Annotated in this window: 19 protein-coding genes; 13 read left to right on the forward strand and 6 right to left on the reverse strand. The window is 44.9% G+C overall.

Annotated elements, in window-relative coordinates; genetic code table 11:
• The first annotated feature begins 52 nt into the window (after nt 1-52).
• Entirely contained in the window at nt 53-1,162 is a 1,110-nt protein-coding gene (locus FO440_RS23025; protein ID WP_144250670.1) for an XdhC family protein, read from the forward strand.
• Nucleotides 1,159-1,740, forward strand: a complete 582-nt coding sequence (locus tag FO440_RS23030; protein WP_246104308.1) for a nucleotidyltransferase family protein — start codon at nt 1,159-1,161, stop codon at nt 1,738-1,740. Before FO440_RS23025 ends, FO440_RS23030 begins: the two co-directional genes overlap by 4 nt.
• Here the strand turns inward: FO440_RS23030 and FO440_RS23035 are convergent.
• From FO440_RS23035 to FO440_RS23045, 3 genes are read right to left on the reverse strand one after another with little or no spacing between them, the layout of a single operon-like run.
• Nucleotides 1,729-4,050: a xanthine dehydrogenase family protein molybdopterin-binding subunit gene (locus FO440_RS23035; RefSeq protein ID WP_144250671.1), complete on the reverse strand. Its 2,322-nt coding sequence runs from the start codon at nt 4,048-4,050 to the stop codon at nt 1,729-1,731. The genes FO440_RS23030 and FO440_RS23035 overlap by 12 nt on opposite strands.
• The gene (locus FO440_RS23040) at nt 4,047-5,030 is read right to left on the reverse strand and encodes an FAD binding domain-containing protein (RefSeq protein ID WP_144250672.1); all 984 of its coding nucleotides are present in this window, start codon (nt 5,028-5,030) and stop codon (nt 4,047-4,049) included. The genes FO440_RS23035 and FO440_RS23040 overlap by 4 nt, the downstream gene beginning before the upstream one ends.
• A gap of 11 nt (nt 5,031-5,041) precedes the next feature.
• Nucleotides 5,042-5,659, reverse strand: coding sequence for a 2Fe-2S iron-sulfur cluster-binding protein (locus tag FO440_RS23045; protein ID WP_186292778.1), 618 nt, complete (start codon nt 5,657-5,659; stop codon nt 5,042-5,044).
• Nucleotides 5,660-6,071: 412 nt separating this feature from the next.
• Here FO440_RS23045 and FO440_RS23050 point away from each other — a divergent pair, with 412 nt between their 5' ends.
• The 6 genes from FO440_RS23050 to FO440_RS23075 all read left to right on the forward strand — a co-directional run bounded on the left by FO440_RS23050 (nt 6,072) and on the right by FO440_RS23075 (nt 10,017).
• Nucleotides 6,072-6,419, forward strand: a complete 348-nt coding sequence (locus FO440_RS23050) for a helix-turn-helix domain-containing protein (protein ID WP_144250673.1) — start codon at nt 6,072-6,074, stop codon at nt 6,417-6,419.
• A gap of 185 nt (nt 6,420-6,604) precedes the next feature.
• The gene (locus FO440_RS23055; protein WP_144250674.1) at nt 6,605-6,799 is read left to right on the forward strand and encodes a cold-shock protein; all 195 of its coding nucleotides are present in this window, start codon (nt 6,605-6,607) and stop codon (nt 6,797-6,799) included.
• A gap of 171 nt (nt 6,800-6,970) precedes the next feature.
• On the forward strand, nt 6,971-7,702 hold the full coding sequence (locus FO440_RS23060; protein WP_144250748.1) for an acyl-CoA desaturase: 732 nt from the start codon (nt 6,971-6,973) through the stop codon (nt 7,700-7,702).
• Between the two features lie 9 nt (nt 7,703-7,711).
• Nucleotides 7,712-8,032, forward strand: coding sequence for a hypothetical protein (locus tag FO440_RS23065; protein WP_144250675.1), 321 nt, complete (start codon nt 7,712-7,714; stop codon nt 8,030-8,032).
• A gap of 22 nt (nt 8,033-8,054) precedes the next feature.
• Complete coding sequence (locus FO440_RS23070) at nt 8,055-9,089, forward strand: fatty acid desaturase (RefSeq protein WP_144250676.1); 1,035 nt, start codon at nt 8,055-8,057, stop codon at nt 9,087-9,089.
• Between the two features lie 88 nt (nt 9,090-9,177).
• Nucleotides 9,178-10,017 carry a hypothetical protein gene (locus FO440_RS23075; RefSeq protein WP_144250677.1) on the forward strand — a complete coding sequence of 280 codons (840 nt, stop codon included), beginning with the start codon at nt 9,178-9,180 and terminating at the stop codon, nt 10,015-10,017.
• A gap of 26 nt (nt 10,018-10,043) precedes the next feature.
• On the opposite strand, the gene FO440_RS23080 is transcribed toward FO440_RS23075, so the two are convergent.
• Nucleotides 10,044-10,427, reverse strand: coding sequence for a response regulator transcription factor (locus tag FO440_RS23080; RefSeq protein WP_144250678.1), 384 nt, complete (start codon nt 10,425-10,427; stop codon nt 10,044-10,046).
• A gap of 207 nt (nt 10,428-10,634) precedes the next feature.
• Between FO440_RS23080 and FO440_RS23085 the strand changes: the two genes are divergently transcribed.
• Complete coding sequence (locus FO440_RS23085) at nt 10,635-11,093, forward strand: hypothetical protein (protein ID WP_144250679.1); 459 nt, start codon at nt 10,635-10,637, stop codon at nt 11,091-11,093.
• A gap of 29 nt (nt 11,094-11,122) precedes the next feature.
• Here the strand turns inward: FO440_RS23085 and FO440_RS23090 are convergent, their stop codons facing one another.
• Entirely contained in the window at nt 11,123-11,503 is a 381-nt protein-coding gene (locus tag FO440_RS23090) for a hypothetical protein (RefSeq protein ID WP_144250680.1), read from the reverse strand.
• A 91-nt stretch (nt 11,504-11,594) separates the two neighbouring features.
• On the opposite strand from FO440_RS23090, the gene FO440_RS23095 reads away from it, so the two are divergent.
• Both FO440_RS23095 and FO440_RS23100 read left to right on the forward strand, forming a co-directional pair.
• Nucleotides 11,595-11,906 carry a hypothetical protein gene (locus FO440_RS23095; protein ID WP_144250681.1) on the forward strand — a complete coding sequence of 104 codons (312 nt, stop codon included), beginning with the start codon at nt 11,595-11,597 and terminating at the stop codon, nt 11,904-11,906.
• A 610-nt stretch (nt 11,907-12,516) separates the two neighbouring features.
• Nucleotides 12,517-15,018: an SLBB domain-containing protein gene (locus FO440_RS23100; protein WP_144250682.1), complete on the forward strand. Its 2,502-nt coding sequence runs from the start codon at nt 12,517-12,519 to the stop codon at nt 15,016-15,018.
• Between the two features lie 9 nt (nt 15,019-15,027).
• Here the strand turns inward: FO440_RS23100 and FO440_RS23105 are convergent, their stop codons facing one another.
• Nucleotides 15,028-15,900 (reverse strand): FkbM family methyltransferase, encoded by an 873-nt coding sequence (locus FO440_RS23105; RefSeq protein WP_144250683.1) that lies wholly within the window; start codon nt 15,898-15,900, stop codon nt 15,028-15,030.
• Between the two features lie 128 nt (nt 15,901-16,028).
• On the opposite strand from FO440_RS23105, the gene FO440_RS23110 reads away from it, so the two are divergent.
• Both FO440_RS23110 and FO440_RS23115 read left to right on the forward strand, forming a co-directional pair.
• On the forward strand, nt 16,029-17,117 hold the full coding sequence (locus FO440_RS23110) for a GumC domain-containing protein (RefSeq protein ID WP_144250684.1): 1,089 nt from the start codon (nt 16,029-16,031) through the stop codon (nt 17,115-17,117).
• On the forward strand, nt 17,114-18,349 hold the full coding sequence (locus FO440_RS23115) for a protoporphyrinogen/coproporphyrinogen oxidase (protein ID WP_144250685.1): 1,236 nt from the start codon (nt 17,114-17,116) through the stop codon (nt 18,347-18,349). The genes FO440_RS23110 and FO440_RS23115 overlap by 4 nt, the downstream gene beginning before the upstream one ends.
• Nucleotides 18,350-18,351 lie beyond the last annotated feature (2 nt).

An 18,351-nucleotide genomic window follows, 5' to 3' on the forward strand; every position in this document is an offset into this window, starting at 1 on the left:
GGAAATTACCACTTAATATAAACGCTATTTAAATTATGGTGTTAATGATTTAATGAAAGAGCTCATCGACATTGTCGCCGCTTATGAACGGGCGGTTAAAACCGGTGTAAAAACCGCGCTGGCCACGGTCGTCCTGGTGGAAGGTTCAGCGTACCGCAGGGCCGGGGCGAGGATGCTGATCACAGAAGACGGGCAGTTAACCGGCGCGATCAGCGGCGGCTGCCTGGAGGGGGATGCCTTGCGTAAAGCCAGGATGGTGATCCTGCAGCAGGAACCCTTGCTGGTGACTTACGATACCATGGATGACGACGATGCGAAACTGGGCGTCGGCCTGGGCTGCAACGGGATCATTCATATCCTGATCGAGCCCATTACCGGGGGACTAACTAATCCCATTTCGCTGCTAAAAGCAACTATTGCCAATAAAAGTTACGCGGTGTTCGTCACTTTATTTAACCTGGAAAACAGGAAGGCGCGCCAGCCGGGTTCCTGTTTATTTATCGCGGATGGTCAAATCATTTCCGCCGGCATTGAAAAATTACCTTACAAAAATGAATTGCTGGAAGACGCGAATAACGCGTTGAATACCCAAAGATCTGTGGTTACCGGTTATGAAGGCTGCACGGCATTTATAGAATGTGTTAAACCCTTAATTTCCCTGGTGATCTTAGGTGCAGGTAATGACGCGATCCCCTTGACCGAGTTCGCCGCGGTATTAGGATGGCATATAACGGTTATAGACGGACGTCCGAATTATGTCACTGCGGACCGCTTTCCGCTTCCGCATCAATTGTTGGTTGCCAAACCCGGGCAAATCGTACAAAATATCGCCATAAACGAATGGACCGCATTCGTGCTGATGACCCATAACTACAATTACGAATTCAGCTTTCTGAAAGACTTGCTGCCCTTGGACCCTTCCTATATCGGTATTTTAGGCCCGAAGAAAAAACTGGAAAGAATGCTAAGCGAACTGGAAGAAAGCGGCACGAATATTACAGAAAGAAACCTCGAAACCATACATGGCCCGGTAGGTCTGGATATTGGTTCAGAAACCGCCGAAGAGATCGCACTTTCCATCGTAGCCGAGATCAAAGCCGTATTTTCCGAAAGAAACGGACATCCTTTAAAATATAAAACGACCGTAATTCACAGCACATGATGACCGCCTTAGTAATTCTCGCCGCCGGAGAATCATCCAGGCTCAAAAAACCCAAACAAAACCTGGACTTTAAAGGCAAAACCCTATTGGAACTTTCCGTTGAAGCCGGCCTGCAATCCGATTGCGCAACCATAGTTATTATTTTAGGAGCCAATGCCAAGCATATCAAGGAATTCCCGGAAGTTGCGATCCTCTATAATGAAAACTGGAAAGAAGGTATGGCATCTTCAATAAGGCTGGCGATCGGGGAAATCGATAAGGACAATACTTTCGACAATGCGATCATCATGGTTTGCGACCAGCCTTTTGTTGACGCCGGATTGTTAAATGCATTAATTACAAAACAGGAAACTACAGGTAAGGCTATTGTCGCTTGTTCCTACAACAATGCGATTGGCGTACCCGTATTGTTTAACCGCAGTCTGTTCCCTCATTTATTGCGACTGTCAGGAAAAGATGGAGCAAAAAAAATACTCAAAGATTATGCAGCGCAAGTAGTTACGATTCCCTTTGACAAAGGAGCTATTGACATTGATACCGTCGAAGACTATGCCCGCTTATTGAAATTAAACAATTAGTTTATCCGGCGTGATCGGCAGGTCCCTGATTCGTTTACCCGTTGCGTTATAGACCGCGTTGGCAATCGCCGCCGCCATACCGGTCACCCCGATCTCGCCGATTCCCCTCGCGCCCAAAGGGGAGATATATAGATCCGGCCGGTCAATGAACTGCACCTCGATCTCCGGGATATCCGCATGCACGGGTACAAGATATTGCACAAGGTCACGGGTCACGATCCGTCCATTGTTCGGGTCATATTGTAAATTCTCCATCAAAGCCATCCCCAGGCCGAAGATCATCCCGCCCTTGATCTGGTTAACAGCCGTTTTCAGGTTCATCACTTTGCCGATATCCATTACGCCGACGATCTTGTCCACTTTGATCGTTCCCAGGTCCGGGTCGACCAATACTTTGACAAATTGTGCCCCGAAGGAATGGAAGGCATAAGCAGACCTGTCCGTATTTTCGTCTTCCTGTACGGCCATGTTGGTTTTACTTTCTTCTTCCGTTTTTGCTTCCGGGCTTCCTGCCGGTGCCGGTGCCGGCAATGAAGGCCGCGTGGAAACATTAGTTTTGGCATCCGCCTCGATTTTGTCCAATCCTTTCCGGCTGAGCACAGCAACCAGCGGTTCGCCTTTGTTTGCGTCGTCCTTTAAAAAAATGCGCCCGTTCCCGGTTATGATATCTTCCCTCTTTTGGTTATGCAGGGGAGAACCCGGATCTGCGATCGCTATTGTAATCAGCTTATCGACCGCGCCCAAAGCTGCCGCTCTTATCGGAGGGCCAACGCTGGCGGTCACCTGCGAACCACCGGACTGCGCGCCTTTAGGGTACATACTATCCCCTAATTTAACGGTAACCTTGTCAACCGGCAAACCGAAGGCATCTGCCGCGATCTGTGTCGCGATGGTGTAAGTTCCTGTACCAATATCCTGGGTTCCGCAAAGGATCTCCGCGTGACCGTCTGCGAATAAAGTGGCTTTCGCGGATGAGGCGCTCCGGTTAGCGGGGTAGGTGGCTGTCGCCATACCGTAGCCTACCAGGTATCTGCCTTCTTTTGTCAGCCCTGGTTTTGCCGGGCAGTTCGACCAGCCTATCGCTTTTGCGCCGCGCTCATAGCATTCTTTCAGGCTCTTTTCAGAAAACTGTTTTTTCTTTTGCTCTTCCGTATCGGCGTGATTGATCAGGCGAAGCTGTAGCGGATCTATATTCAGTTTTTCAGCCAGCTCATCCATAGCCACTTCCAGCGAATAAGTGCCAACAGACTCACCCGGCGCGCGCATCGGGCAGGGGGTACCCCGGTTCAGCCGAACCAGTTCATGGCTGACATCCACGTTTGGACTGCTGTAAAGCATCGGCGTAGCGACGCCTGCTGTTTCTACAAATTCGTCAACAAAAGAAGTTTCGGAAATCGTCGCATGTTTGACAGCGAGCAACTTACCGGAACGATCTGCACCCAGCGCGATCTTTTGTGAAGTTTGGGTACGGCGGCCGGCAGTGGAATATACCTGCTGGCGGGCCAGGGCGATCTTTACCGGGCGGTTGAATTGTCTGGCCGCCATCGCCGCTAAAAAGGGGTTTGCCCAGGTAAAACCTTTGGACCCGAAACCGCCGCCGATATAATGCGCGATTACCCTCACTTTTTCAGCGGGGACACCCAGCATAGCTGAAAGCAATGCTTTTACACCCATTACAGATTGGGTAGCGTCGTAAACCGTCAGCTGATCGCCTTCCCAAACGGCAAGGCTGGCATGCGGTTCCATCGCGTTATGGCTGAACACCGGCGTGGTGTATGTGGCATCCGTTTTTACAGCCGCGGTTTGCATCGCCGCATCTGCATCGCCGCGTTTTACCTGGGTTTCGGCACCACCCAAACCAGAGGCGGGTTTGTAAGCTGTCAAGGCGTTTTTTTCAAACCCGACAACAGGCGTTTGTTCCGCGTATTCAACTTTTACCATCGCAGCAGCATGTTCCGCCTGTTCAAAGGTTTCCGCGACGACGACCGCGATATGCTGGCCACCATAAAATACTCGGTCATTCTGCAAAGGCAACAGGTCTTTCTCCGCATATTTACCTGCGCCGGGATCTGATCCTGCGGGGAAATGCAGCTGCATACAATTCTCGCTGGTCATGATCCCGAGCACACCCGGCATTTTCCCGGCAGCGCCGGTATCTATATTTTTGATGCGGCCTTTGGTTATGGTACTGGTGACCGTTACGCCATAAGCAACATTTTTGACAGGGAACTCTGCCGCGTAGGTTGCTCCCCCGGTAACTTTCAGCCTGCCGTCAACCCGGTCTATTGGTTTTCCTGTGAGCTCGTTCATGATATTTCTCCGGTTGTGGTCAAGGCGCGTACCAGTGTACGTTTGGCCAGTTCTATTTTATAGGCATTATCTTTATTGGGTTTCGCATCCAGCATAGCCGTGTCTGCCGCTTTTTGATAAGAGGCGGTATTCGGCGGTAAACCGGTCAATACCTGCTCGGCAGCGATGGAACGCCAGGGTTTGGTACCGACACCGCCCAGGGCGACCCTTGCGGCTTTGATGATCCCGTTTTGGATATCAAGTGCAACGGCGGCCGAAGTTAAAGCAAATTCGTAGGAGGCCCTGTCCCGTACTTTCAAATAATGTGACCTGGCCGCGTAAGCTAATGGCGGTAATTCCACATGCGTGATCAACTCGTCAGCTTTCAGGTTATGTTCCAGGTGAGGTGTCTGACCCGGCAATAAGTGAAAATCCGCGAAAGGTATCGCTCTAGTTCCTTTTGCGCCCTGCACATGGATCACAGCCCCTAGGGCCGCCATGGCCACGCACATATCAGAAGGGTGTGTAGCGATACAATGATCGCTGGTACCTAATACCGCGTTCATACGGTTATAGCCGCTGATCGCGGCACAACCTGAACCAGGCACCCGTTTGTTGCAGGCAAAATCGGTGCTGTAAAAATAAGGGCAGCGTGTGCGCTGCATCAGGTTGCCGCCCGTGGTCGCCATATTGCGTAACTGCGGTGAGGCCCCCGAAAGGATCGCTTCGGACAAAAGCGGGTAATTCTTTTTGATGGCCGGGTTATAGGCCAGGTCGCTGTTCTTAACCAGCGCGCCGACTCTTATCCCGCCGTTCTGCAGTTCTTCGATCTTGTATAGGGATAATTGGTTGATATCGACCAGTTGCCTGGGCTTTTCGATATCGAGTTTCATCAGGTCAAGCACATTCGTGCCGCCAGCGATAAATTTAGCCTGGTTGATACCGGCAGCACGGATTGCCGCGGGGGTGTCCGGTACCTTTATATATTTGAATGGTTGCATTTCTTCTCGGTTTAGGCTGTTTGAACTTCTTTGATGGCATCCAGGATATTGTTATAGGCACCGCAGCGGCAAATGTTGCCGCTCATCTGTTCGCGGATCTCTTCGTCGGTATGCGCATGACCTTCCCTGACGAGCCCGACGGCGGAACAGATCTGGCCGGGCGTACAGTACCCGCACTGGAAACCATCATGTTTGAGAAAAGCAGCCTGCATCGGGTGCAATTCCTCACCTTTGGCCAGCCCCTCAATCGTGGTAACTTCGGTTCCTTCGCACATCACGGCCAAATGCAGACAGGAATTGATCCTGCGGCCGTCGGCCAACACCGTGCAGGCACCGCATTGCCCATGGTCACAGCCTTTTTTGCTGCCCGTCATTTGGAGTTTTTCGCGGAGCGCGTCAAGCAGCGTGACGCGGGTATCGAGTGTTAGGGTCTTCCTGCTGCCATTGACCATTAAACTAACGGTAACCGGTTCAGCTGGGGCCGCTTCATTGTCAGGCAGCATACTCCCGGCTTTAGAAAGCAGGGGGACGAGCTGCAGCCCGGCGCTTGCCAAACCAACTTGTCCCAAAAACTGGCGCCTGGTCGTACCCGTTTTTTGCGCTTCCTGATCTTCCTGTGAATTGTCCATGTGTTCCACGATCTATTGATTTACAGTAGAGAAACACATCGTTTAACGCAAATGTTTAAACAATCAGGAAATAAATCAGCTTAATTAAAAGTGAAACCGTAACTATCCTTATTTCGCACGTCAACATTTATTTCCAAACCCTGTATCTACCTTAAATGCTATATAGTACAGCATGACAAATCTGGAATATACAAACGAACCGGTTGAAAAACTGCGGCTTACGAGAGCTACAACAGAACAATAAACTGCTATAGATATCGCCTGCCAGGATTTAGTTGATAAGGCGGAAAAGTGATGCAGGAACTGCTAAACGGAGTCCTCTACCCGTTCGAGCTAAGTGACTAACATTTCATCTCTAAAATAATTTTACGATATTTGATCCTGTAGCTATTCTCATTTAGCCCTTCCTGATATGAATGTGCTTGGAAAAAAGATCAAATTATTACGTCAGCAAAAAGGCTGGAACCAGCATGATATTGCAAATAAGCTAGCGATATCCATTCCTGCGTTATCCAAAATTGAAAGCGGGGTTACAGACATTAACCTATCCAGACTGGAACAAATAGCGGCGATTTTCGGCTTATCGGCAGCACAATTACTGGACTTGGATGTATTGGCGGAAAGGAGCATGACTAAGGTTGAGTTTGCGACGGTAAATCAAAAATTAGCGAAAAGAGAAGCAGAAGTGATGACCCTTCAAAAAAGACTGATCGAACTTTATCAGGAATTGAAAAACGCCGAAGCCAGGCAAGTTAAATAAGGCACTTTACTTAAAGGTCATTCCTGCACAGTTAATGAGATAAAGGTACACCCGAGTTTAAATTCTTTACAGATACGGTTCTTTCTAAAACCAGTGATATGTTAACGTTATAATTGAATATTTTAACAAGTAGTAAAATATACCAAATTATATTCGTACCTTGCGGACTTATTAAATAAAATATAATGCAAAAAGAAGGAACCGTGAAATTTTTTAATGCTGAAAAAGGCTTTGGATTTATTTCACAAACTAATGACAGGAGTGACATATTTGTACACTCATCTGGTTTAATTGACGAGATCCGTGAAAACGATCAGGTTCAATTTGATACCGAAGAAGGCAAAAAAGGCCTTAATGCGATCAATGTTAAAGTAATCTAATTAGCCTGCTATAAAATTATCGTAAAAGCATCCGTTCAAGGACGGGTGCTTTTCTTTTTACCCGATACCGCCGGATCCGGCGACCACCCTCACCCAATCCCTTCCCAATTTTTACCGCAACAGTCCTGGAAAAGCCATGCCTGTTATTTTACTGTTAAAGCTAGTTTTATGCTGATCATATTCATCTTTTTTATAGCTCACTGGTTTGGCTCTTTATTTTTTCAAACCTTTTTCCAGCACCGCTATGCCTCGCACCGCATGTTTACCACCAGTAAAGCCTGGGAGCGCGTGTTTTATTTATTGGCCTACCTTTTCGAAGGCGCCTCTTTTTTAAACCCGCGCGCTTACGCGCTCATGCACCGGGCGCACCACGCTTATAGTGATACCGAGCAAGATCCGCATTCGCCGCATTTCTTCGTTGACGTGTTTCAAATGATGAAACATACCGTCAGTACGTTTAGCGACTATGTCAAAAGGGTTAAGGATCCGGAGGCACAATTTCCCGGACATTATCCCGAATGGCCGCTGATAGACCGCATGGGTTCGTCAATTTTATCCAGGATTCTTTTTGGTGCAGCTTATACGACCTTCTATATCTTCTTTGCTGCACATTGGTGGCTTTTCCTGTTATTACCCATCCATTTTATGATGGGCCCGATCCACGGGGCCATTGTGAACTGGTGCGGCCACAAATACGGCTATACCAATTTTGATAATAAGGACAAGAGCAAAAATACGACACCCTTCGACTTCCTGATGCTGGGCGAACTCTTTCAGAATAACCATCACAAGCATCCCAACAGCGCCAATTTCGGCAAACGCTGGTTTGAGATCGATCCGGTTTACCCGGTCATGAAAATGATGCACTGGCTGAAGATCATTAAAATTCGAAAAGTTTATTAAACAACAATTATGACAGAAAAAACAATAGAGTTCCAGGCCCGGGTTTATGTTTACGACCTGCAGAACTGCGCACGCGAATTCGGTTTTAAAGCTGATGAAAACTGGGAAGTTACCCTGGCATCGGCACACGGAAAAACATTGCTGGAAAAACAATATTTCCCGGCGGTGTCCTTAAAAACCATGCCCGAAAGTCTGGTGGAACTGCTTGGCCTGATCAGGTTGGAACTGCGTCAAAAAATAAATAATGAAACAGCGCCGGATGCAACAACGATCCGTCAGCAAGAGCTGCAATACGTTGTCGCCTACAATGCCGGCCGTCAACGCAGCTGATTTAATATTAAAGCAATTCATCATGCCATTTTTAGATTACGTACTACAAACCCCTTCCTATGGCTGGAAGGATGCGCAGCAGGCTTTAGTAAAGCCTACCGCCAAACAAATTTTTGCAGAGTTCTTTTCCCGCTTGAATGTTTTTAAAACCAGGAAAAACTGGCTGCCTTTTTTCAGCTGGCTGAAAGTGATCTGCCTGTCCGCCTTCTTTATTTTGTTTTTGATCAGTTACCAGTATTGGTGGACAATACTTGCCGCCTTTGTTTACGGTATGATCGTCATGGGTACGCATGGGACCATCTGGCACCACCGCTATTGTACGCACGGTGCATACACGTTTAAAAATAAGTTCTGGCGATTCATCACGCAAAACCTGACCATTAACGTGATACCGGAAGAGATCTATGTCATTTCACACCACGTGCATCACTCCAAATCTGATCAGCCCGGAGATCCTTATAACGCGCAGGCAGGTTTCCTGTATTGCTTTTTGGCCGATGTCAATCATCAGCCCATCGCCAAGGATCTGGGTGAAGGCTGCTATAACCGCGTAAAATTGTTAATGAAACATACAGGCGTAAAAGCCAATACTTATCAGCAATACCAGCGCTGGGGATCCTATGTCAATCCCTGGCGGGCCTTATTGTCCTGGCTGCTTAACTGGTCATTTTGGTTTACCGCATTTTATCTCATTGGCGGGACTGCTTTAGCAGTGAGTCTCTTTGGAGCAGCGGGATTTTGGGCGGTAGGTGTACGGACCTTTAATTATGAAGGCCATGCCAAAGGTAAAGAAAAGCAAAGACCGGGTGTCGATTACAATCACGGCGACCGTTCGATCAATCAGCTATGGCCGGGCTATGTAGCCGGTGAATGGCATAACAACCACCACTTATACCCTAAAAGCGCCCGCAGCGGATTCAAGCCGCATCAGCTTGACCTGGCCTGGTGCTACATCAAAACCATGTACTGGCTTGGCGCGATCAGCGCTTACCGGGATTCCAAAAAAGATTTTTACCGGGATTATCATCAACCATACCGGCAAAACCGGTCATCGTAAACGGGTTATTCTGGCTCGTCAGTTTGAGCAGGCTTTATTAGTTTAGGCCAATAAAATTCGATAAGTTAAGGGATTAACACAATCGCCTATGGACCGCGCGCAAAAATCAGCTGTGATTTATCTATATCTGTTACCTGCGCTGGTCGCTGCAGTCGGATTTGGCATCGGGCATGTAAGTTATCATGTTTACCTGCCTTTGTGGTTTCTCAATACCTGCCTGATGATTTTTGCCATCCGGCAGCTTTTTAAACGTGGGGCAAATGCAGGGGAAACACCATCCGGCGGCTGGAGAAACGCGGGCCTGCTCCTGATTTTTCCATGGATTTTGTTCGCCGTTTTTGCCGGTATGGGGCCGCCGCCCCCGGCGATGTCGGCCTGGCTGGCGACAGCGGCAGAACAGGAGGTAAGATACAGCCTGCTGATCTTAGGGGGTATCCTCGCTTTGATGGGCTTTTCTTTAATGAAAATAAAGTTAGCTGATCAGGCGGAGTGCAACTATGCTGTGCTCGGTTTGATGGCATTCAGTATTGCGCTCCCATTATTTATACTGAACATGGCTTACTGGGGGTATTTTTTAACAAGCGCCTTCCGCTTGTTCATTACTTTACCGGCCGGTAAAAGACCGGATTGGTACCTACCCGTCAGACAATTTTTCTACGTAGTTTCCGTAGTTGAAGTGGCCTTGACCAATCTCGCGACCTTACTGTTCGTGCTTTCCCTTAAAAAGGCAAAGTTGATGTCTCCGCGCAGCAGCAGCTGGTTCCTCGCTGTAGGTATCATGTGTATTGTTTTGGTTATTCTTCCGCCGTCTGTACCTGAGCCTTTCGCTACCGCCGGCTATCTGGCTGCCGTTCCCGCTATCCCTTTTATGATGCCCTACCTGATCGGCCTGCGCTTATTGCGTTTAAGGTACAGGCATCATCATTGAAAGCCAAAGAACAGGTCATCAACGAATTAAACGGCTAGAGGATCATGAGCCTTGTCGATCAACTCGCTGATTTTTAAGGCTAGCTCCGACAGATCAAAAGGTTTGGCAATAAAAGCGTCCCAACCATAATGGCCCAGGGATTCGATAACCCGCTGATGAGCCGATAACATAATTACAGGAATATGTTGCGTGCCGGCATTCTTTTTTAATTGGGCACAATACTCTCCGCCATTGATGCCTCCCAGTAAATAATCCAGCAGCACCAAATCGGGGGAAACTTCTTCCGCCAGGGTAACAATATCTTCTACCTGCTGAAAAGTAATGACCTCATAATTCAGCGAACTAAGCCAGGTCCTCAGCATTTCCGTGATGTCCGCATTATCCTCTAAAAGCAAAATCTTGTGTGTCATTGCATTATTTCTTGCCAAATTTTCAGGCTGTATTTAGATCTCTACCTGTCTTCGTCAGCGGACTAATTCCATGCCAGTAATCCGCCTGGCAAATTAAAATAATTAATCTTTGCGTTTGATACATCGTCCCAAAACCGGAAACTTAATTATGCTCCTGAACTGGTAAAATATTCGGTAGGATTGGCACGGTATTTCGATAAGTCGGTCATGAACAAAATAATCAGCAGTTGCATCGGCGGACTTGCGGGCGCACTTGCCCTGAATGTTTTACACCAGGCCGTAAAACATTTTGCCCGTGATGCGCCCCGCGTTGATCTGATCGGTGAAGAGGCGCTATCGAAAGGCTTGGACAAAATCGGAATCGAGCCGCCCGGCGGCAACGACCTTTTTATGGCGACGATGGCCGCTGATCTGTTGAGCAATGCGGCCTATTATAGCCTGATCGGTCTGGGCAAACAAAAAAAACTTTTGCTGGCGGGCGCCGCCAGCGGACTGGCTGCTGGTATTGGCGCTCTGGAATTGACAAAACCTCTGGCCTTGAATGATGCGCCGGTGACGCGTACCCCGCAAACCAAAATAATGACAGTGGCCTGGTACACCGCCGGGGGTCTGATTGCAGCTGCGGTCATGTTGAGTCTCAGACGAAATAAAGTCGATAAGCTGTAAGTAAATCATCACGACCCATCTGAGCATTACTAATTTAGCAAAGCATTTTTCCCTACAAACAAATTTTCTTTTCCTAATACAAATTCAAATTCCCCAACGACGTGCTTACTGATGCTGTTCATCTGCTTTTTCGTGATTTTCTTATTGTATAACAATTGGTGATAAGCTTTAGCTATCTTTTTGTCGTCATAATAGAAAATCTGAAACGTTTTGATTTTAGTCGATTTGTACTTCCCCCAGAGTACCGGATTGATTTTTTTTATCAGGGACATTTTAGAAACATATACTGATAAGCGGTTTATTCTGCCTTTACTATCTTTCCCTCTCGATACCACTTCAAACTTTGATGCCTGTCCTTTTGCGATTAAACCGGAAACAGATAATAATAGGAAAATTACAAATTTCTTCATTTTCAGGTTTTTACTGCGAAGATAAGAGCTAAACTCGGTGCAAACAAATTGCATCACCTTGCCTTATATTATAAGATAAACAATAACGCATATGTCCGCTAACAACGAAACAACAAAAATCATAAAAGAAGGACAGCCAAACGGTGGTGAAAACTTTGGTAAAAACAACATCACCCAAGCTGGTAATGATGACAACAATCCGGCTCAAAACGCAGGCGAGGATAACGCTTACTTTAACCGGAAGCAGCCTGCTGAAGAACATACGGAATCCAACAATTTTAAACCGCTTGACCAGGAAGGAAGTCCTGATTATGCCAAGGCGCAAACCGGCAAATCCGACAATGACCCGAAACGCGACCCGTCTAAACAGACTTATGAGGAAGGCACTGCTGACGATGATTAGCTGGTCAAAAATTTGAGTTTGTTGAATCATTCAATCGATATGGCTACAGGCAGCCGACTGGTCAAGTACATTGCCAAAAAACTTAACAGGGAAAAGAAAAGCGCGGAAAATGAGTTTGTCTTGCCGTCCTATGATCTCCCAAAAAAAACTTAGCCCTTTCCCGGCAGCTCCAATTTTATGGAACGGTTATTGGATCAAATACAAAAATCAGAATCATGGCAACTAAAAAGAAAAAAGATCCCTGCTGGTCAGGTTACAAAAAGGAAGGGATGAAAAAGAAGGGCGAAAAAACAGTGCCCAATTGCGTGAAAGACACCAAAAAAGACAGCTAATAAAAAAAAGTCCGAAAAGGAGTACTTCGGAACGATCCTAAAAACGAAACGCTGGACGATGTGCGATTTATTAAGGAAACAAAATTGCGCAGCGGGCTTGAATGTCAACACTTTATAGCTTAACAGGTGCAATGCCCATGCTTCGCAAAGAAATACAAAATTCTTCAGCTATTGCGAATTGGAATTTGTCAGCAACGTGTTTCATCTTACTTGCAACTGTGCTTCTTGGTCTATCATTTTGTATTAAAGAGTGTTACATTTACAATTCAAAATAAAACATGAATAAATTAAAACTCTTTGGAGCATTCCTGCTGGTCATTTTATGCTTTTTAGCCCTACCACCGGTATATGCCCAGTCATTACCACAAAATTTATCAAACTTTAATGTCGACGATTACGCTGATGCACAGATAAGGCAGCTTTTGCAAAACGCACAATCACAGGGAATTTCAGACAGTCAATTGATCCAGCTTGCACAAAGCAGAAATTTACCGGCAACCCAGGTACAGCGTTTACAGTCACGCATAGCCGACATACGCGCAAAAGATGGCGGCAGCACCAACTATAATAGCGGTGTTACAGATACCGGTACCCAATCGGCCCGCAGGGGAAATAATCAGCTTAACGATACGTTAAGGCAGTTAAGAACAGACTTGTTTAAAGACATGCAACCAAAGATATTTGGCGCAAGTCTTTTCAGAAACAGTAAAGCAAATACCTTTCAGCCTAATTTAAAGTTAGCTACCCCGGTAAATTACATAGTGGGCCCTGATGATAAATTAGTTGTTAATGTTTATGGTAATTCTGTAGCAAACTGGCAGCTCACGGTTACACCTGAAGGCAATATCAACATTCCTGGTATCGGTATTTTAAACGTTGCCGGTAAAACTATCGAGCAGGCAACGTCGGCCATAAAAAGTAAACTGGCTGCAAATAATTATGCCATAGACAAGGGTACATCTGTGACTGTTAGCCTGGGCGATATACGTACAATTAGCGTAATATTGCAAGGCGAGTTGGTTAAGCCGGGTACTTATTCCTTATCATCATTATCTACCGCCTTTGATGCTTTATTTGCAGCCGGAGGTCCCAATGATATTGGTTCGTTCAGGAAAATCGACGTGATCAGAAATAATAAGGTAGTGAGTCATTTGGATCTGTATGATTTTTTGGTAAAAGGCGACCGTAAAAATAATATCGTACTACGTGACCAGGATGTAATTCATGTACCGACATATGGTATTCATGTCGAGCTAAAAGGAGAAGTTAAAATACCCGCTATTTTTGAAACCATACCCGGTGAAAAGTTGCAGGACATATTAAACTACAGCGGTGGTTTTACAGACCAGGCCTATACAGAACGTATTAAAGTTGACCAGGTTAACAATCAGCAACACAGGTTCAAGGATATCAGCGAAACGGAATTTGGTACTTATACCCCGCTTCGCGGCGATAAATATACAGTATCAAGGATCCTGGACAGGTATGAGAACAGGGTAACCATTACGGGTGCAGTTTTCAGGCCGGGCCAGTTTGAATTGCAGAACCAGTTAACACTGTCTCAGTTAATAAAGAATGCGGGCGGATTAAAAGAAGATGCATTTACCGGCCGAGGGAGCATCACCAGGCTTAATGCTGATAATAGCACGCAGCAATTATCTTTCAGTGTACAGGATGTATTAAGTAAAGCTACCTCAGATATTGCCCTGCAAAGGGAAGACAGCGTTTCTGTAACATCAATGTTTGATCTGCATGATAAATATAAAGTAAGCATTAAAGGCCAGGTAAGAAAACCGGGAGATTTTGCTTATGCCGACAGCATGAAGGTTGCCGATCTGATCATCAAAGCCGGTGGCTTTGCAGAGGGCGCCAGTTCAAAGCGGATTGAAGTATCGCGTCGCGTATTTGATAGTGACCCAAATCAAAAAAACAGCATTGTAGCACAGGTGTTTAGCGTAAATATAGATCAGAATTTGAAATTTGAAGATATGAATTTTTCGCTCAGGCCGTTTGATATTGTATCGGTATATAGTCTGCCCGGATATGAAACCCAAAAGGTGGTCAAAGTTGAGGGAGAGGTTATTTTTCCGGGTAATTATACCATTCAAAAAAAGAATGAAAAAATATCAGATCTGATAAGAAGGGCCGGAGGTGTTACGCAATCAGCAGATGTAGAAGGTGGAAGTTTAAAAAGAGACAATGCTGCGGTACTTGGTGTCGATAAAACTAAGTTAGATACGGCTGCTTTAGTTAAAGAACAAAACGCAAGGCTGAAACATTTACAGCAGTCATACAAAAACGACGATGCAAACGCGGGTAATACAGATACTACCCAATACAGAAATAATTATGTAGGTATTAATCTCAAAAAGATATTAGAAAAGCCGGGGGAAGATGGCGACCTGATTTTAGAAAATGGCGATGTTTTAAGAATACCCAAGCAACAACAAATCGTACGCGTGAACGGCGAGGTTCTTTATCCAAGCGCGGTAGTGTACAGTAGCGGAAAAAGTTTTAAAGGCTATGTTTTAAATGCGGGTGGTTTTTCGCCAAGGGCATTAAGGCGTGGTGCTTACGTAGTATATCCGAATGGGACTGTTAAAGGAACATCAAAATTCTTGTTTTTTAACAGCCATCCGAAAGTTAAGCCTGGCAGCGAAATATATGTGCCTACTAAGCCCGAACCTAAAGGCAACACAGCGCAAGAGATTCTGGGATACACTACCGGACTGGCATCATTAGGCGCTATAATTCTTGGAATCATTAGCCTCCACAAATAATAAATTTTCTTAGTTTAAAATGAATGGCGTTATGATTGACTTTTTTGACAGAGGTGCTATCAGATAATTATAGTCCAATTCGATTTGGCTAAAATCAGCTGTTTCCAATACAAGATTGGAAACCTTTTTGAGACCTATAAATTGTTCTTTGGAATTGATGATGATTTTATAGAAACTATAATTAATTTCTTCCATGATGCGCTGCATTTCGGCTTTTCGTTCATTCGTTTTTACGATAGTATCCTTATTAATGATTGGAAGTATTTCGGTAATGATCATTGGCTGAAACTGGGCAATAGTTTTCAGTCCGCCTTCAAAAACTTCGAGTTCCCCATTTTCGACATCTACTTTTAAGATATCAATTTTTTTATCTTTCAGGTAAGTGTCTTTAAAATGATCCAGGTCGAAAACAGGTATGATATCAGTTGTAACCGGCGTTTTTCCAAAAACATCTTCAATAGTCGAAGCGGCCGACGATGAAATATCATCCTTTTCAAAAATATAGAATTGTTTAAATCCTACCGCGTTTCCTAGCCCTACCGGAAATAATTGACAATCTCTCAGCCCATTCGCTTTGATCAGTTGTTGTGTATAATAATTACATACGGGATTGGGTTCAAATCCCATGTAGGCAATTTCCTGGTCGATACTCCGTATTTTTAACAGTGTCTGGCCGATATTAACGCCCACATCTACAAAAGTAGTACCTTTACTGGTCAGCAGGTGGCCCATCAGTTGCACCATCCATTCTTCATGCGATCGCACATTAAGTGTGCCGACAGCATTCAAAATAGGTAATTTATACTTAACGTTGTTAATTGTTTTATAAACATGGAAGTTGAATCTGCTGATAATTTTTTTCAGAAATTTATTGAACGTCATAACGGTTTTCTTAGCCCTTTAAGAACGTAAAGACGTCAACAGTGTTTTTCTTTAATGAATTTTATGCTACTTAAAACTTTCTTATGTCCGCTTTGTAGTTCACTTGCTGGCATTTTTTAACATTAAATATGAACGAACCAGGCACGCCACTTCCACGTGAGACAGTGATAAAGCAAATATCTGTTATTGAGCTGATCAAAAAAATCATATTGGTGATCAGCGATATTTTAAAAAAATGGAAATTATTGTTGACGTTCACCTGTCTGGGGGCGCTGGGAGGAGTGGTTTTATCCCTTGTAACGATGCCAAAATATACCGCCGTGTGCACCTTTGTCCTGGATGAAAATGATAAAAGTAGTGTTTTGGGGGAATATGCGGGTTTAGCATCCCTTGCGGGGCTTGACGTAGGCGGCGGAGGAGGCATTTTCAAAGGTGACAACATATTGGAACTTTACAGATCCCGTTTGATGCTTAAAAAAACATTGCTTACCGACGTTGCCATCGGAAACACGAGACAACGCTTGATTGATCGTTACGTAAATTCAAAAAAATTAACTTTAAAATGGAAAAAGGATCCGGAAACAGGCGACGTGAATTTTATCGGACCTCCGGAAAAATTCAACCGGAAACAAGACAGCTTAATTACGGACATCATCGAAACTATCAATAAGGATAATTTGGAAGTCGGTAAACCTGACAAAAAATTGGGCGTGATCAGAGTCGCCTTTACGTTCAAAGATGAAATTTTTGCCAAACTGTTTACAGACAATCTGGTAAACAATGTCAACGACTATTATGTCCAGACAAAAACCAAGCGCAGTGCGCTGAATGTCGCGATATTGCAACGACAATCGGACAGCGTGCGAATAGCGCTTAATTCGGCATTAACCGGTGTAGCTTCTTCTATGGATGCTGCACCCAATGCTAATCCTGCCAGGCTTATGCTCAGACTGCCCTCTCAAAAAAAACAGATTGATGTCCAGGCCGGCAACGTGATTTACAGTGAAATGATTAAGAACCTGGAACTGGCGAAAATTACATTGCGGCAGCAGACCCCTTTGATCCAGTTTATGGATCAGCCGGAGTATCCTCTTAAAATTAGTCATATAGGCAAAATTAAAGGCTTAATTATCGGTGCTCTTCTGGGGTTGATTGCGATACTTTTAGCACTACTTGCAAAACGCTTTTTTTACAAATTATACGTTATTTTATCATGAAGATCGGTATCATCGGAGCAGGAATATCCGGTTTAAGTATTGGCCAGTTACTGAGGAAAAATCATCAGGTAGAACTACTTGAAAAAGCTCCCCATTTTGGGGGTATAGCCCGAACCACGACAATAAACGATATGACTTACCATTTGACGGGCGGGCATTGTTTTAACTCAAAGTTCTCTGAGGTAATGGATTTTGTTTTCAATGAAATTTTACCAAAAGATCAATGGCATTTAGTCAGGCGGAACGCAAATATTAAGCTCAATCAATATGAAGTTTCATATCCTATCGAGTTTGCGGTTAAACAAATTTTCCAGATAGACGAGGACCTCGCTTTAGATATTACCAAGGCTTTGCTAACAGCTCATGACGATGCAGATTACTCAGATTTGGAGGACTGGTTTAGGAAAAAATTTGGCGACACGTTAGCAGAATTGTATTTCATCCCCTATAATTCCAAAATATGGGGCATGGCACCGAAAAATATGAGTCCTTCCTGGGTCAATGATAAATTACCTGTCCCCGACAAAAGGTCTTTCTTAAAGGGACTGCTCAGCGACGCAAGGGATAATATGCCGCATGCCTATTTTTATTACCCCAATTCCAACAATCAAAACAGCTTTATTGATGCGCTTGCTAAAAACCTGTCCATCACCACTGATTTTATGGTTCAAAGAATCGAAAAATTGCCGAACGGGAAATGGCTGGTAAATAACGATCGGGTTTATGATATATTGATTTCCACCATGCCATTAAACTTACTGCCTGAAATGATTACCGGCAGTGATGAAGCTGTAAAAGAACAGGCAGCAAAGCTGAAATTTAACCGGGTTACTACGATGTTCTGGGAAACCAAAGGTACGGAGCACACCTGGACGTATGTACCCGGACTCGATAATATTTTTCACAGGTATATCCATATCGGAAATTTTTTTGAACCTAAAGCGAACTATTCTATTACAGAGACTGTCGGCGAGAAAACTTACGAGGAAATGCATGAGAATGGAAAAAAAGATCCCTTCCTGGTGCGCCCGTTAGCTTATCATGTATCTGACCATGCTTACGTCGTATTTGACGAACATTATGCAACAGCGACACAAACGGTGAAAAACTATCTAGATGCTATAGGTCTTCATACACTGGGGCGTTTTGGTGAATGGCAATACTATAATATGGACGTATGTATTAAAAGCGCTATGACGCTTGCCGAAAAAATCAATTCCGATACTGCTTAATT

It is taken from the genome of Mucilaginibacter corticis (genome assembly GCF_007558865.1).
GTDB classification, from domain to species: domain Bacteria; phylum Bacteroidota; class Bacteroidia; order Sphingobacteriales; family Sphingobacteriaceae; genus Mucilaginibacter; species Mucilaginibacter corticis.

Coding starts and splice junctions, on each gene's coding strand:
- FO440_RS23065 (WP_144250675.1), top strand. CDS start 7,712: ATGACAGAAAAAACAATAGAGTTCCAGGCCCGGGTTTATGTTTACGAC.
- FO440_RS23080 (WP_144250678.1), bottom strand. CDS start 10,427: ATGACACACAAGATTTTGCTTTTAGAGGATAATGCGGACATCACGGAA.
- FO440_RS23035 (WP_144250671.1), bottom strand. CDS start 4,050: ATGAACGAGCTCACAGGAAAACCAATAGACCGGGTTGACGGCAGGCTG.
- FO440_RS23025 (WP_144250670.1), top strand. CDS start 53: ATGAAAGAGCTCATCGACATTGTCGCCGCTTATGAACGGGCGGTTAAA.
- FO440_RS23040 (WP_144250672.1), bottom strand. CDS start 5,030: ATGCAACCATTCAAATATATAAAGGTACCGGACACCCCCGCGGCAATC.
- FO440_RS23030 (WP_246104308.1), top strand. CDS start 1,159: ATGATGACCGCCTTAGTAATTCTCGCCGCCGGAGAATCATCCAGGCTC.
- FO440_RS23110 (WP_144250684.1), top strand. CDS start 16,029: ATGAACGAACCAGGCACGCCACTTCCACGTGAGACAGTGATAAAGCAA.
- FO440_RS23095 (WP_144250681.1), top strand. CDS start 11,595: ATGTCCGCTAACAACGAAACAACAAAAATCATAAAAGAAGGACAGCCA.
- FO440_RS23050 (WP_144250673.1), top strand. CDS start 6,072: ATGAATGTGCTTGGAAAAAAGATCAAATTATTACGTCAGCAAAAAGGC.
- FO440_RS23075 (WP_144250677.1), top strand. CDS start 9,178: ATGGACCGCGCGCAAAAATCAGCTGTGATTTATCTATATCTGTTACCT.
- FO440_RS23085 (WP_144250679.1), top strand. CDS start 10,635: ATGAACAAAATAATCAGCAGTTGCATCGGCGGACTTGCGGGCGCACTT.
- FO440_RS23055 (WP_144250674.1), top strand. CDS start 6,605: ATGCAAAAAGAAGGAACCGTGAAATTTTTTAATGCTGAAAAAGGCTTT.
- FO440_RS23045 (WP_186292778.1), bottom strand. CDS start 5,659: ATGGACAATTCACAGGAAGATCAGGAAGCGCAAAAAACGGGTACGACC.
- FO440_RS23105 (WP_144250683.1), bottom strand. CDS start 15,900: ATGACGTTCAATAAATTTCTGAAAAAAATTATCAGCAGATTCAACTTC.
- FO440_RS23100 (WP_144250682.1), top strand. CDS start 12,517: ATGAATAAATTAAAACTCTTTGGAGCATTCCTGCTGGTCATTTTATGC.
- FO440_RS23115 (WP_144250685.1), top strand. CDS start 17,114: ATGAAGATCGGTATCATCGGAGCAGGAATATCCGGTTTAAGTATTGGC.
- FO440_RS23090 (WP_144250680.1), bottom strand. CDS start 11,503: ATGAAGAAATTTGTAATTTTCCTATTATTATCTGTTTCCGGTTTAATC.
- FO440_RS23070 (WP_144250676.1), top strand. CDS start 8,055: ATGCCATTTTTAGATTACGTACTACAAACCCCTTCCTATGGCTGGAAG.